Genomic DNA, 15,642 nt, shown 5'->3' on the forward strand with positions numbered 1-15,642 from the left:
TTAGACATGGCTCTTTGGATCGAGCTTATAAAAATAAGGCTTGTTACGAATGATTTTCCAAAAATAGGTAGAAAACAGCCAAACTTTACGTGTGAAGTCTTTTTGTTGCTCCAATTCACCAAATGGATTCCGAAACTTACTCGCATTAAGGGCTATTTTCCACCCAAAATAGACGGGAATCATCAAATAATAGTTGAGCATAAGACCCAGAAAACGCCCAATGCCGAATTCTTTTCTCACCCAAACCAAGTTTGAAAGTTGAATTTGGGGATAAAAACGATTGATAATGGTAATCAGCACTTCTTTCCTTTTGGGATTACTTCCCCACTCATGGTGGATGTAGCCGCAATCTTCAAACACTTTCAGCTTTCCGACGCGCCCCAGTCGGCAGTTCCACTCCACATCTTCACCGTACAAAAAGAAGTCTTCATCCAATAATCCCGCTTTGTCGACCGCTTCTCGTTTGGCCAACAAAAAGGCCGCTGGAATCCAATCCACTTGGTCGGGGTCGTCGTAATGGGTTTCGGGGATTAATTTTTCGAGCAATGTCTTAAAAATTTGCCCAGGCGGCAACACGTACAGTGTCCGCTTAAATACGGCTAAACTGCGGTAAAAAGGGCGAGGGGTACGGTCCGAAAAAAGCTGAACACCTCCGCAAGCAACGGTCTCTGGTTGCGCATCTAAGCGCTGCACACAACGCGTAATAGTATCTTCAATAAGCTCAGTATCAGAATTAAGCAACAAGTAATAACGTCCTTTTGAGGCCCGAATCCCCGCGTTATTGGCCCTCGAAAATCCCGCATTATAACCCATATTGAGCCATTGAACGCCGCTAAATTCACGCGTTATGATTTCCCCCGCACCGTCTTGCGAGTCATTGTCGACCACGATAATTTCAAAGCTAACTCCTTTGGTATGCTCATAAATTGAGCGGATACAATCGGTGGTTAATTTGAGGGTTTTATAATGAATGATGATAATCGAAACGTCCATTCAAAAAACATTTATCATTTATCAGCGAACATTTATCATTGAATATCAGCCATTTTTGGCAATTTGGAAGCCCTCTATGCTGAAAGATAATTGTTAAATGATCAATGAATTAATATACTTTATAACTCGGAGTTGGTCTTTTTTCCGCAGGGCTTCCCATATACACCCCCCAAGCTTCCGTATTTTTTGTAATAGAAGCAGACATTGCCACGAGTGTACCTTCGGCAATGACCGTATAATCGCGAATCGTGGCATTGACCCCAAAAAACGAATACGATTCTACTACGCAGTGGCCCGAAAGCACCACATGCGACGTAAAAAATACGTGGTCTTTAATGACTCCGTGGTGGCCAATGTGGTTGCCGCTCCACAGTACGCAATTATTACCGATTTTGGTGAAAGGTTGAATAGTATTATCCTCTAAAATGAAGCAGTTCTCGCCAATTTCATTGCCAAATAACGTGGCTTTTGAACTAATATAACTGATAAACTCGTAGCCTTTGGCTTTGGCATCGAGGTATACTTTTTCGCGGTTTTTGTTCATTTTCCGACCCGTCATGGGGGCAAAAAACTTAAACTCCGACGGTGGGAAGAGGGTTTCTACTTCTTCAAAAGCAACAACGGGTAACCCCCAAAACGTGGCTTCCTTTAAATATTCCCGATTGACCGTAAAAGCAACTACCTCGTGGTCGGAGTCGTGGGTTAAATAAAAATGCGCCAGTTCCGCCGTGTCAAGCACTCCAAAAATTACAACTTTAGCCATTTTTTTATCCTTAATTGTCTTTGGTTAAGCATTATGCACCCTGAAATTCTATTTGCAATTAACGTTTAACCAATGACTTTCTTCTAAACTAATTCATATTCGTTCAAAAAACCCTGAATTGTGGTCACGTCATTGAACATCATAATGTCCACAATCGATAGCCAAGGCACAAATTCATTTTTGAATTGGGGATATACAATCGGCTTTGCTTTGATAAAGTTTAACCGAATGTGATTTTGCTCAAACACGGTTTTATCGTACAACTCCATACCCCCAATGGGATTAATGTAATGCACCGCTTTCTCTTGCTTACAAATATCCAAAATTCGTTCTTGCGCCTTCAGATGGGTATTTTGATAGAGACTAGAACTCGGCACAATCTCGGTTTGAATATCGAGATAATCAACCAAAATCCGAAAACCATCGGCAATCCAGTCGCTCAGTTTTTCGGCATCTAAGTTGATAATTTTTTCGGTGACTGCAAAAGCCGTTGAATAAAACGGCGCCTTTTTATAGGCTTGTTCAAGCGTTTTGAGCAGCTTTCCCCGCCATTTGGGATCATTACTCAGGAAAATTTCGTTGATAAGCTTATTTTGGCTGGCCTCTTTGAGGGGAATCGTAAACAAATACTCCTGACCATTTACCAATATCCGATTCCGGTTAATCCAACCTTTATTGATGTAATTGACATCATCATACAACACAAACTTATCGACGCCATTCAGCAGTTGCAGGTACCCAAGGTAAGGCAAAAAATAGGGTTGCATAATGGCAAGGCGCATAAGATGAGAGATGTTAAGTTTATAATCAATACTAAAAAAAACCGTTCGTATAAATTATACGAACGTTCGGAAAAAGGATATTTATCGAGCCAACGCTATTTCAGCTTTCGTAAATAATAATCTTCTCCCTTCACAATCATTCCCTTCATGGTCGTATCCGTTCCTAATCTAATATCCGTTGGCAAAGGCTTAAAAAGGTCAATGGTATCGCTTTTGGCATACATCAAATAGTCGGTTCCTGGCGGAATAGGCCGCAGAGGTTGTTCAAAAGGCCGAATCGGAATCAATCGCCGGGTAAGGTGTTTTCCGTAGAGCGGGTACTCAAAATCATCATTGATGGTTCCCAACGCCACGGTGGCGGAGTCTGGCACCAACTCATCAAATTTCAAGTAAGCCTGCGTAATATCGGGCCGCGCAAACGTCATCATCGGAATGCGCTCCATTTTAAAGGCTGACTTTCTGCCCAAGGCATCAAAAGGCAAACAGCGGAAATTGAGAAATACCGCCAATAGCGCTGAAATACAGGCTAAAACGGTCACAACACCCACGTATGTTTTCAACGCTACCGAATACCCTGATTTTTCGAGGCTGTATTTATGGGTAAAGAGTAACGTTAAGAATAACACCCCAAAAACACCCGTTTCCTGAAAATAACGTCCTTTCCAAGGGTCGTAGGGGGCAGAATAAGACAATGCCGCAAAATGAAGTAATAACGCAACGGCCAAAAACCAGTGAGCCGGCGAACGGAGGATGCCAAACAACGCTAAAAACAATAATGGAAACACCAAGGCAAAACCGAAGATTCCCCAATACGGGTTGCCATTAAAAAATTCAAACCGGCGCTCAAAAGAAAAAGGAACAATAGAAAATTCTGTAGTTTCGTCCAGCCGCATCCGCAGTTTATCTTCTAACCAAACCAACGGAATACGCATCCCACGATTAATATCCTGCCCTATTTTTACATTACGCAGCCCGTCCAGATTGACAAAATCATAGGCATATCTGACCACATTGCGCGAGCCTTGCTCAAACAGATTTCGGTAGCCTCCATTGGAGGTAGCCCGTTCGATAGACTGGTGTTTGAGTGAAGTCGGTGGCCCAATGGGATGCCCAAATACCTGTATATTTTTAACGTAGCCCGTTGGCAATGTCCACAGGCAAAAGCAAACTACAATCGCAATTCCCAGTTTAAAAATAGCGGGCCAATTGATATTCAGTGTTACATTTTCTTTCTTTTGACCTCTTCCCTTTTGCAAAAACACCGTATAAATCATCACCACAAAAACCGAGGGCAGAAGTAGCGTAAACGTCACTTTATGACCATAAACGACTCCAAAACTCAACGCTGCCAGATACAAATAGCGGTTTTCGTAGGTTACGCGGTACGTAAACAAAAAATAAAGCAAGCAGCTCAAATAAGCCGCTAGTACAATGTCTGTTTCGGTCGTAACGGCCTGCATCAAAAAATCCAAAAACAATGCAAATGCTAAAGCACAGAAAAAACTTGCATTAAGACGGTTTTTGGTGATTCGCTGGGCAATCCCAAAAACAGCAACGAGGGTAATCCAGTACGAAAGATGATGGATAAGCTTAAAGGCATTTTCAAATTTTCCCGTAATCAAATACGAATAAATCTGAATGGTACACACGCTTTTGGGATAGGTATCAATGTTCCAATTGGTGCCTCCAAAATGCGCCATGGTACCGCGCTGAATGTACTGAATGACCCGATTCAAGTGCCCTGTCATGCTATCCCATTCATTAGGAACCGTGAAAAGCACTAAAAGTAAATTGGTAATCCCGATAATGGCTACCGAAAGAATCATGATTCCAAACAGGAATCTCAAATATATAGTCCCACTGACATACCAACGCTGGGCGGCGTGCCAACGGCTCACCACCATTTTAAGGGGTGAAAAAGCCGTTGTTTGGGGAGCTATCTTACTAAAAACAACTCTTAGAATCGTAGGAGGAATAAAAACCGCAATTGCCCACGCCCAAGTATTACCTGTCAGGTCGAGCGCTGAGAGGCAATATCCAGTGATAATAATGCTACCTGCAAAAAGGAGAAATGATGTAATCAGCCATTCTATCAAAGATGGACGACAAATACCGGCAGACGTGCGTCCGATGTATCCTAAAAAAACACCGAAACTTAGTAAGCTAATCAGCACCATACTTACAGAATTTGGTTAATCAATTCCGAAATGCGCCTCACGTCTTCGTGGGGCAGTTCGGCGTGCAGAGGTAAACAAAGCACCCGCAAAGAAATATCTTCAGAAACCGGGCAGGATTCCGCATCCTTCAAAAAGGGCAATTTATTGAGAGAAGGATAAAAATAACGACGCGGAGTAATTTCGTTTTTGACCAGAAAATCACGCACTTCCAACGTTTTACTTTCTGATTCAAAAACCACTGGATAGTAGGCATAATTACGTCCTAGTCCTTCTACCCATTGAGGGGCTTCAAGGTGATTCCAGTCGAGTAGCTCAGTATATAAATCACAAACCGCTTTACGAGCGGCAATCAACTGCGGCACAAGCGGCAGGTTGCAAAGCCCCATGGCGGCATGAACTTCGGAGTTTTTACCGTTGATTCCGACAAAATAATAGTCATCACCCCGATGGCCGAAAGCACGCAATAGGTGTAATTTGTCGTGCCATTTGGCATCATTTGCAATAATTGCTCCTCCTTCTACCGTATGAAAAAGCTTGGTAGCGTGGAAGCTACACGTAGAAAAATCGCCGTAAGAAAGCAAAGAACGCCCATTTAAGGTAGCCCCGAATGCATGAGCACCGTCATAGATAACGATGAGGTTATGCTTCTTTGCAATTTTTTCAATCGCTTCTACATCACAGGCATTACCATAGACGTGCGTCGCCAAAATCGCCCGCGTACGTTCGGTAATGGCGGCTTCAATCAGGTCGGGGTTAATACAATAGGTCTGGGAATCAATATCGACAAATACAGGCGTAGAGTTTTCCCACAATATGACATTGGTGGTTGCAACGTACGAAAAAGGCGTTGTAATAATCTCTCCTGGCTCATCAAGTAGTTTGAGCGCCATTTGAAGTACAATAGTCCCATTGCCACAAAAATACAGATGGTCTACATTCAAGTATTCTTTAAGCCCCTGTTCCAATTCCTGCGCCAAAGGCCCATTGTTGGTAAGCAGGGCCTTGTCCCAGATTTTTCTTAAATAAGAAACATATTGATCAAAATCGGGAAGGTATGTTTTAGTAACGTTAATCATTCGCTTCGGCGAGCCGACCGTTTAGACCAGTACTTCTGACTGAGAAATTTGAAAATTTAATTGAGGACGCACATACCCTGGCCATTTGCCGTACCAAGTAACACCCTCCCGGTGGTCTTCCACCTCAAAAGCCAGTGCATCGGGCAACTGAAATAATACAGTAGAGGTGTCTTTTACGACCATGATTGAAATCACGTACGAGCCGTCATTCAGGAAGTTACCCGGAATCTCCAGCGTAGCAGCCACCAATCCTTTTTCAAAAGATTGGGAGGTAGTTCCTACGTTAAAGATACATTCTCCCGTAAAGGCATATAAGTGCAGACTTAAGTTTAAATCGGCACGCTCGGCCATATTCCAAAATTCAATATGAACCCGGACCGGTGTAGTTACATCTATGTAATGTTTACCTCCCTGATACTCAGGATCAATACGGACCGTCCGAAAACGTACTTCGTCGCTACCGGGGGCTTCCTCGGGGGTTTCCCAAAAATGCTCCAAGTTCGTTTTGGCCACATGGCTAAGGTAATTATTGACGACGTGCGTGGTATCGCCCTGCATTTTTAGGCGACCGTGCTCAAAATAGAAAGCACGATTACAAAGAGATTGCACGGCGGCAAGGTTATGACTTACGAATAGAATCGTCCGGCCACTTTCAGATACATCGCGCATTTTGCCGAGGCATTTCTTCTGAAAATCAGCATCGCCTACTGCAAGCACTTCGTCGATTATGAGGATTTCAGGACTGAGATGAGCCGAAATGGCAAAGCCTAGTCGTACATACATCCCTGAAGAATACCGTTTTACGGGAGTATCTAAAAATTTCTCAACTCCTGCAAACTCCACAATACTCTCAAACGCACTCTTGATTTCCTGACGCTTCATCCCGAGAATAGCGCCATTGAGAAAGATATTTTCTCGCCCCGTTAACTCAGGGTGAAAACCTGTTCCGACTTCTAGTAAACTCGCAACACGTCCTTTTATCGTTACTTTTCCGCCCGTAGGCTCAGTAATTTTACTGAGGATTTTCAACAAAGTAGATTTACCAGCGCCATTATGGCCGATAATTCCTACTCTATCACCTTGCTCAACGGTGAAATTCACATCGCGAAGCGCCCAAAACTCTTCTTTTTCTACCTCATCCTGTTCACCTTTACCGAAAAAATGCTTGAATTTCTCCGAAAAAGTATCGCGTAACGTCGAACTTTTACGCATCGCTTTTTGGTGATCGATGATGTATTTTTTGCTTATATCTTCTGCTACAATTACCTGCATTGAGCGCGCCAAAGTTTATATAGGTTCAAAAGTAATCAAATGTAGTCAACAAATGAATTTTCTTCCTTACGAAAATAGTAAACGGAAATTAGCAACATTACCGATATAACTCCCACCGTGCTGTACAAACTACTTACCTTGAAAAAGGAACCATCTCCTAGCAAAGACCACTTAAATCCGTTGATGATACTCACCATCGGGTTGAGATAATACAAATCGTACCACCACGCATCTTGGCTGGCTTCCACTAAAGACGCACTATACGCGATCGGACAGGCATAGAACCCAATCTGCACTAAGAAAGGAATGAGTTGGGCAATATCACGGAAGCGAACATTCAAGACCGAGAAAAATAGCCCAAATGATAATGAAGTCAATAAGGCCAATAACACAAATAACGGAAGAAAAATAATCTCCAAACCAGGCAAGTGGTTTTTCCAGAGGGCAATGATGAAGTATAAACCCAGCGATACGGCAAAGTCTATAAACCCAACCAAAACCGAACTTAACGGCATAATCAGTCGGGGAAAATACGTTTTGGTCACCAAGTTGGAGTTCAGCAAAATGCTGTGGCTAATTTGGGTAAATGTATTGGCAAAAAACGTCCAAATCGTAATACCTGCCAGTACCATCAAGGGATACGGGACACCCGCATCTCCCTCAAATTTACCCACCATTTCAAAAACAAAAACCATTACCGCCATGGTAGCCAAGGGCCGTAAAACGGCCCAAGCGGCTCCAATAGCGGTTTGTTTGTACCGAACCGACAAATCCCGCCGGGCAAGAATCCACAGCAACTCTCGGTTTTTCCACAAATCTTTCCAATAGTTTTTGGCGCCGTGGCCAGCCTCAATCACTACTTCATTTATATATGCCATCTGTAGTTATTGTACGAATTAAGAGTTAGTACCTTCAAAATAAGGGAATACCAACTCACTTTTTCTTCATGTCTTTCAGTGCCTCCGAGTACGTCTGCTTGGCTAATACAAAAATGACAGCAACAATGAAGCCAAGAATTGCCCCAAATTTAGTATTCTCTCGGGTAAAAAGCTTTGTTTCTAGCGGCAAAACCACCGGTTCAATAATCGTAAACAAAGGAGACTCTTTCACGATTGACATTTGGAGACTCTCCAGGCTTCTGGAAGCTTCCAAATACAATGCTGTAACAAACGAAGTACTTCGGGTGAGTCTTCCCTCGGCTACTTTAGCGGTAGGAGCCACGGCTTCTACATTGATAGCGGTCGTTTTGGCAAGTTGGCTTTCGGTTCGGTTGAGTACTCGTCCCAACGAATCTACCCTAGCTTTCATTATTCCCATCATCTCCCGGGATTTCCGGGTTTGGGTTTCTTGGTATACCCTTTCTACCGTTGAAAGCAAAAGTTCGATAAATACTTTGGATACACCCTCATTTTCCATAGAAACGGTTAGCTCATAAAATGCCGTTTTTATATTAGGCTGCCCAATGGTGATTTCACGATCCCGAATTTTGTGCAGTACACCATCAAATACTTGTCTTTCTAGCCTCGACATTGAGTCGCGCTTGGTGTGCTGAATACGTACAGGCAACCACTCTTTCAAGAAATCACCCCAATCATCTTGACGAATAAAAGTAGAGTCAAGATAATAATTGACAAAGAGCTCTTTTTTACCGTTACTCAGTGTTATGGGGGTTAATAAGGCCCTTTCCAACACAGGGCGTGTTTTGATGACATAGAAAAGATTTTCTCCCGTAAACAAGCCTGCGTCACCACGCCCTCCTCCCATGCCACCGAGCAAACTTCCTAAGCCTCCTAAATCTTGGGTTGCACCAGCTCCAGTTACGTTAAAGATGATTTCGGAGACGTATTGTACTCTTTTGTTTTTCTCAGAATCGACGTAATAACCTATTGCGGTACCAACTCCGACCAAAATCAGGATAAGCCACCAGTTTTTCAGAATTAAATCTTTGGCCTGAATTATTTTCTGAAATATAAGTTTCGGACTAAGTGTTACTTGTTCTTGTTGTTGTTCCATGATGCTTTTAAGCCTGAATAGCTTCTATTTTTTTACATCTTATTTATTGATTCCCCAAAAATCTAAAAGCTATTACGGTCGTAATTAAGGTCATTAATGTTGAAGATATACCAATAACCGATTGAATAGCACGTTGCGCTTCAACCAAATCAGACTGAGTTCTTTGTGGAACGTGTATCTCTGAGCCTGGTTCAACTTTAGGGTAAATATTAAAGAAAAGGAATTTACGCGTTCTGTCAACAGAGCCATTCGGGTAAATCACGTATGACTTTCTTTTTAAGGAAGTACGTGTAAACCCTCCTCCCTGCGATATATAGTCCATAAATGAACTACCACTGCGAAACTTAACGGTGGTAGGAAATAATAACTCACCCTGTAAGCGCACCGTTTCTAGTCGCTTTGGAATGTCTATTATGTCACCGTCTTGTAAAATAATGTCTTCTCTCCCACCAGGGTTTTGCAAAATTCGTCTCAAATCAATTCCAATGGCTTCTTCCTTATTCTTATCAATTTCGCCGCCTACAAATTGGCCTTTCTTTGCATCATCCGAAATCTCCGCCACGGCCTTATTGCGTTGTTCTAATTCTTCATCTGTCAGGGTTACTTTCCGTAACAGCGTAGCTCCATTCACATACGCTTGGGCGGTTAAGCCACCAGCCCGCACGAGCAAATCCGACAATTTTTCATCTTTACTCTTGATACCGTGCATTCCAGGATTTACCACTTCGCCCTGAACCGTAACAAAAGTTTGGGGTTGGTAGTTAGATGCAGCCCTTACCAAAATCTCGTCATATGGCTCCAGCATAAAGCGACTGTCGTTTCCATCAATCGTCAAATCCCGGTTTACATCGAAGGTGAAAATATCCGCAATTTGCGCTGAAGCAGATTGTACATTCACATCCCGACGGCGACGCACAACCTCTACCTGCGAATTTGCCGCTGATTCTTTAAACCCGCCCGCTCTGATGATGGCGTCTTCTAAAGTTAAATTTGCGGTGTAAGGCAAACCTACGGCTGGGCCTTGGTTTACTTCTCCTCTAATGTTGATAAAAGCCGCTTCGCGTAATTCAAATTTGGAAGGAATAATCACTTGGTCTTCCCGTCTTAGCAGCAAGTCATCGGTTTTGCCGTTAATCATATCGGCTAAATTGATAGAAATATTCTCTACAGATAGGTCATCTCTGGTACGAATAATATTAACCCGTCCCGTAAATGCCTCTCCTGTTAGGCCTTCAGCGCTTTTAATTAATTCAAGCAAAGATTTGTTTTGATCTAATGAGTACTGACCAGGCCGAAAAACCGCGCCGTTAATCACAACCATGTTTTCAAAACGAGCCAGTAGCATCTCTGCGCTTATTTCATCGCCGTTCTTGGGAATATACTTATCAAATTCGCTGATTTTTACGTCAATTATTTTGCGCTCTTTGGTGGTTAGTCCCAACACTTTTAAACGATCCGTATAGGCATTGTCAGTAAATCCACCAGCATATTCCAGCACCTTACTAATGGTTTCGGTCGGAAGCAACTCATAAATACCAGGCCGTTTTACATTGCCTTTTATTTCAACACGTTTGTTGTAAACACCTACCTGAATAACGTCATTATCCTGAAGGCGAATGTCGCTATTCAACGTGCCGTTCATTAATAATTCGTACAAATCAAGGGTGGCAATGGTCTTATTTCTGCGAACCACTTGAATTTGGCGAAATGAACCCAGTTCATTAGGACCACCCGTCAAATAAAGGGCATTAAGTGCCGATGATAAAGAAGATACATTGTACGTTCCTGGCGTAGCTACCTCGCCCAAAACAGTTACCCGAATGGTCCGGATTCTGCTCAAACGAATTTGAAGATATGTACTTGCACTGGTATTGCCAGGAGTCCCCAAATTGTTGTAGTAAGGGGCCAATCGAGTAATCAACTCTTTCTGAGCTTGTTCAATAGTACGTCCACTCAATTGAACCGTTCCGACGGGTTTAATGAATGCAAACCCATCCGAGTTTACCACCATTTCAATTTGTGATTGCGAGTACCCATAAATATAGGCGGTCAGCTCATCCCCTGGCCCAATGGTATAATCGCGAGGAGTGGCAATGTTTTCAGAAGGAGCAAAGCTTACTTTAGAGTTATTAAAAAGCTGTGTACCAAATATTTTACGACGCAGTTTAACCAACTGTGCCTGCCGATACGCTTCTTCTGGATCTAATGCCGACGAATCTGCCTTTACAACCGTCGGATTCACGGGAGCGTTGGGGTCTTTAGCTTGCTCTGCCTTTTTAGACATCGCATTGTTGATGGCACTTTGTTGAGCAGCCGTCGGGGTATTGCCAGCATTGGTTGCCGAAGGTTGTCCTTGTGCTGCTGCGGGAGCTCCCGCCCCTGCCGAACCGCTTGAAGTTGAGCCTGCCCCCGCGGGAGTTTGAGCATTTATGCTCATAATGGCGAGAACACTTACCAGGCAAACGTTGAAAATGGTGCGCCGAGCGCTTGATAGAGATAAACTTCCAAAAAACTTCTTCATGCAAATTATGTTCAAAACAAAATTCTTAGATTCTGATTAACAATATCTTAACGTATTCGCTAAGCCGTTCGATATGTAAGAACGAATCCGGCCGACAAAGTAACGTAACTTTTTGTGTTTTTTAAACTTTTTTCTTTTTTACGGCCATTTTCGCGGCTTATTGTATAATTTTTCCGATATTTTCATTTTCGTAAATGATGTATTTTTCCTTTTTTAGATTATTAACAATCAACGTATTAAGAAATCGAAGTGGAGTATAAAAAGAACTTTGTTTTACAAAGTAAGTTAAACTTCCTTAAACCTCCCAAATATTTAGCCATAATTATTTTATGAACACTGTTTTTCACGTTTTAAACGTTGTATTTCGTACATTTAAAATCGTAATTTGTAACCGCAGCGCTTCCGAAGAGCGTCCTTAATCTATAATTAAAGTAATGGCAGAAGAAGTAAAGTACGACGAAAGCAGTATTAGGTCTCTTGATTGGAAGGAGCATATTCGGCTCCGTCCAGGAATGTACATTGGAAAACTCGGCGATGGTTCCGCCGCAGATGATGGCATATACGTGCTGGTTAAGGAAATCATCGACAACTCCATTGACGAGCACACCATGGGTCATGGGAAAGCCATAGAAATAAAAATCATGGACCACCGCGTCGAGGTTCGAGATTATGGTCGGGGCATTCCTTTGGGGAAATTGGTTGATTGTGTTTCTAAAATCAATACTGGGGGCAAATACGATTCAGGTGCCTTTCAAAAATCGGTCGGCCTTAACGGCGTAGGTACCAAAGCAGTGAATGCCCTTTCCAGTTATTTCAAAGTTCAGTCGTTTCGGGAGGGAAAAACCCGGTGGGTAGAATTTCGCAAGGGGGAAATAACGGCCGAATCCCCAGAAGAAGCAACGAACCAACGCAATGGCACGCACATGATTTTTGAACCTGATAATACCATTTTCAAAAATTACCACTACATCCCCCAGTTTCTGGAAAACCTCATTTGGAATTACTGCTACTTAAACGCTGGGCTAACCATTAATTTTAACGGGCAAAAGTTTTTTTCGCAAAACGGGTTATTAGACCTTTTGCGGAACAAAACCGACGAAGACGCCATTCGGTACCCCATCATTCATCTGAAAGGCAATGATATTGAGATTGCGCTTACGCATGGCAACCAATACGGAGAAGAATATTATTCCTTCGTCAATGGTCAATACACCACGCAAGGGGGCACACACTTAGCAGCTTTTCGCCAATCGCTGGTCGATACTGTCCGCGAGCACTTTAACAAAGATTATGCAGTTGAAGATGTGCGGGCGTCCATCATCGCGGCCGTCAGTGTGCGGGTACAGGAGCCAGTATTCGAATCACAAACCAAAACAAAACTGGGCTCTAATAATATTTCTCCCGATTCCAACAGCCCCACCATTCGTACGTTTGTCAATGATTTTCTGAAAGCAAAGTTGGATAATTTTCTGCACATGAATCCATCAGTGCGGGAAGCCATGAAAAAGCGAATTGAGCAATCGGAGCGGGAACGTAAGGAATTGGCGGGAATTAAAAAACTGGCTAACGACCGCGCCAAAAAGGCCAATTTGCACAACAAAAAGCTCCGCGATTGCCGCAATCACCTTCCCGATGCCAAGTCGGAAGACCGCTACGAAACCACCCTTTTTATTACCGAAGGAGACTCGGCCAGCGGCTCGATTACCAAGTCACGAAACGTACAAACCCAAGCTGTATTCAGCTTGCGTGGAAAGCCGCTCAACTGCTTCGGAATGACGAAAAAAGTGGTGTATGAAAACGAGGAATTTAACCTTCTCCAACACGCCCTCGACATTGAAGACGGTCTCGACAACTTACGCTACAACCGCATTGTGATTGCCACCGACGCCGACGTAGACGGGATGCACATTCGTTTGCTAATGTTGACATTCTTCCTGCAATTTTTCCCCGATTTGGTACGTAATGGCCACGTGTATATTTTGCAAACACCTTTGTTTCGAGTACGCAATCCGCGCAATCATAAAGAAACCATTTATTGCTACAGCGATGAGGAGCGGCAGAAAGCCATCAAAAAACTCGGCGGTGGCAAAAAAGTAGAGATTACACGATTTAAAGGCCTGGGTGAGATTTCTCCCGATGAATTTGGTCGGTTTATCGGAGAAAATATGCGTATTGAACCCGTTATTTTGGACAAAGAAGCTACCATCCCCAAATTACTGAGTTATTACATGGGCAAAAACACCCCTGACCGTCAGCGATTTATCATTGACAACCTGCGGATAGAAAAAGATATTCTGGAGGAGGCTTCCATAGCAGAGGTAGCATAAATTCGCTCAACATTAAAAAAGGCCCAGAAACAATATTTCTGGGCCTTTTTTAATGTCTTTATACGTTTATCCAGTGGCGTATTTGCGCTTCCGAATCCATTGCCAAGCTCCCCCCAAAAGTCCGATTAATACCAATGGAGCCAATAGATTAAGCAATTGCCATTGGGTCCGCTCTTCCTTCAACCTGATTTTATCCAACGGACGCAGCGTTACCTGTTTGTTTCGCGCCGTAATCAATCCTTCCGAATCCATCAGATAATCAATGGCGTACAATACAAAATCTTTGTTGGCAAAAGTTTTTCCCGACAAACGGTCATACCCCAGCGGAAAAGGCGCATCGCGGGCGTAATCAATGTCATTGACCAACATATCGCCGTCAGAAACGACCAATATTTTGGCGGGTTTTCCCTTTCCCACAAAAGAACTCATGCGCGGGTCGTTGGGAAGAAGTCGGTTGTTGTAAAGCGATGAAAAAGACCCCTCCAAGAGCAGAGCCACATTTTTTACACCTGCATTATATTCTCTCGGGTCTGGTTGTTGGCGCGCTTCATTGTAGGCCACCAACGCGGGCGCTTTCAGAAGCTTAGTGTATTGGGAAGTAAGCAAAAGCGGCGTTTTGACAATGCCAGGCGCATCGACGGTATCGATACTACTAGGAAAACGCGTGTAAATAGCATCTAAATTTCGGACAATCGGATGTTTGCCAAAATTATTAATCAACGGAAAAAACCGCCACGGCAGGGGTTTAATCTGAGGTTTGTCGCCCATGTTGCCCACATTGAGCGGAAGTAAGGCACAGCTGAGGTCTTTGATAAGATTTTGATTGATGCGGCATCCGTATTTAAACAGCAAATCATCCAAATTCAGCGCCGAGGGCTGGGCGAATGTACCTTCCAAACTAACACTGTCGACCCGCGCCCCGTCGGCAAAAATCACTAATTTTCCACCCCGCATCACAAATTGGTCGAGTCGGTATTTTTCATCTTCCGTAAAAGGCAAATCGGGTTTGGGAATGATAAGCAAATCGCCTTTCTCCCAAGAGTCTGGATTCTGAACGTCGAAGTACAAATCATAGTTTTGTTGGAGTGTAGCCAACAAATCTGAAAAACGCGGCGGGGGTACTTTGGTATGCCCCACCAAAATACCAATGCGTTTGTGTTCCTTGAGCGTCAGTCGACGAATAGCCGACGCCAGTTCAAACTCCACTCCTTCATACGACTGATTCAGCCGTTCTTCGGGAGAAGCAGATTGATTTCCTTTCAACAATTGGACGGGATATTCTTTGCCTTCGTAAACCAGCATGGCTCCCGGAAAAACCAGTCGCTCGGTGCGTTTTCCGTCTTCATTGGCAAACAAATTGGTTGGAATAAGCCCTTTCTGCGTGAGCTCTTCCTGTAATTTGGGATCGTTGGGTTCAATAAAACGATAGGCGATATTGGCGCCTGCATAATCCGAAAACGACTCAAGGGTTTCCTGAACCGCGCGTTCGAGGCGTTCAAATCCAGCGGGAAAATCGCCCGTCAAATAGACTTTTACCACCACTTGTCCATCCAGATTCTGGAGCAATCGTTTGGTGGCATCCGAAATGGAATACCGTTTTTCTTCCGTCAAATCCCACCGAAAAAACACAAAAGAAGCCAAGACATTCACCCCGATAAGTGCAATTAGAAAAACCGCGATTTTTACAATTCGTTGTTTCATTCAAAAACGAATAAGCA

The 15,642-nt window shown here is 43.4% G+C and carries 11 protein-coding genes; 1 reads left to right on the top strand and 10 read right to left on the bottom strand.

Translation table 11 applies throughout. The annotated features are described in order from the left end of the window. From NCI00_RS15195 to NCI00_RS15235, 9 genes are all read right to left on the bottom strand, one after another. On the bottom strand, positions 1 to 993 hold the full coding sequence (locus NCI00_RS15195; RefSeq protein WP_166556398.1) for a glycosyltransferase family 2 protein: 993 nt from the start codon (positions 991 to 993) through the stop codon (positions 1 to 3). A gap of 109 nt (positions 994 to 1,102) precedes the next feature. Then, complete coding sequence (locus NCI00_RS15200) at positions 1,103 to 1,756, bottom strand: acetyltransferase (protein WP_114068060.1); 654 nt, start codon at positions 1,754 to 1,756, stop codon at positions 1,103 to 1,105. 83 nt (positions 1,757 to 1,839) lie between these two features. After that, positions 1,840 to 2,538, bottom strand: a complete 699-nt coding sequence (locus NCI00_RS15205; protein ID WP_253528900.1) for a WbqC family protein — start codon at positions 2,536 to 2,538, stop codon at positions 1,840 to 1,842. 95 nt (positions 2,539 to 2,633) lie between these two features. Beyond that, on the bottom strand, positions 2,634 to 4,715 hold the full coding sequence (locus tag NCI00_RS15210) for a glycosyltransferase family 39 protein (protein ID WP_253528903.1): 2,082 nt from the start codon (positions 4,713 to 4,715) through the stop codon (positions 2,634 to 2,636). Between the two features lie 2 nt (positions 4,716 to 4,717). Beyond that, positions 4,718 to 5,791, bottom strand: a complete 1,074-nt coding sequence (locus tag NCI00_RS15215) for a DegT/DnrJ/EryC1/StrS family aminotransferase (RefSeq protein WP_253528905.1) — start codon at positions 5,789 to 5,791, stop codon at positions 4,718 to 4,720. A gap of 21 nt (positions 5,792 to 5,812) precedes the next feature. Next, positions 5,813 to 7,063 carry an ABC transporter ATP-binding protein gene (locus NCI00_RS15220; RefSeq protein ID WP_166556393.1) on the bottom strand — a complete coding sequence of 417 codons (1,251 nt, stop codon included), beginning with the start codon at positions 7,061 to 7,063 and terminating at the stop codon, positions 5,813 to 5,815. 35 nt (positions 7,064 to 7,098) lie between these two features. Further along, the gene (locus tag NCI00_RS15225) at positions 7,099 to 7,941 is read right to left on the bottom strand and encodes an ABC transporter permease (RefSeq protein ID WP_166556392.1); all 843 of its coding nucleotides are present in this window, start codon (positions 7,939 to 7,941) and stop codon (positions 7,099 to 7,101) included. A gap of 55 nt (positions 7,942 to 7,996) precedes the next feature. Continuing rightward, positions 7,997 to 9,076 carry a hypothetical protein gene (locus NCI00_RS15230; protein WP_253528907.1) on the bottom strand — a complete coding sequence of 360 codons (1,080 nt, stop codon included), beginning with the start codon at positions 9,074 to 9,076 and terminating at the stop codon, positions 7,997 to 7,999. 43 nt (positions 9,077 to 9,119) lie between these two features. Next, positions 9,120 to 11,597, bottom strand: a complete 2,478-nt coding sequence (locus NCI00_RS15235; RefSeq protein WP_253528909.1) for a polysaccharide biosynthesis/export family protein — start codon at positions 11,595 to 11,597, stop codon at positions 9,120 to 9,122. Between the two features lie 434 nt (positions 11,598 to 12,031). Here NCI00_RS15235 and NCI00_RS15240 point away from each other — a divergent pair, with 434 nt between their 5' ends. Continuing rightward, positions 12,032 to 13,924, top strand: coding sequence for a DNA topoisomerase IV subunit B (locus NCI00_RS15240; protein ID WP_253528910.1), 1,893 nt, complete (start codon positions 12,032 to 12,034; stop codon positions 13,922 to 13,924). Positions 13,925 to 13,990: 66 nt separating this feature from the next. On the opposite strand, the gene gldG is transcribed toward NCI00_RS15240, so the two are convergent. Next, on the bottom strand, positions 13,991 to 15,625 hold the full coding sequence (gene gldG, locus NCI00_RS15245) for a gliding motility-associated ABC transporter substrate-binding protein GldG (RefSeq protein WP_253528911.1): 1,635 nt from the start codon (positions 15,623 to 15,625) through the stop codon (positions 13,991 to 13,993). Positions 15,626 to 15,642 lie beyond the last annotated feature (17 nt).

Origin of the sequence: Runella salmonicolor, assembly GCF_024158025.1 — a bacterium.
Taxonomy (GTDB): domain Bacteria; phylum Bacteroidota; class Bacteroidia; order Cytophagales; family Spirosomataceae; genus Runella; species Runella salmonicolor.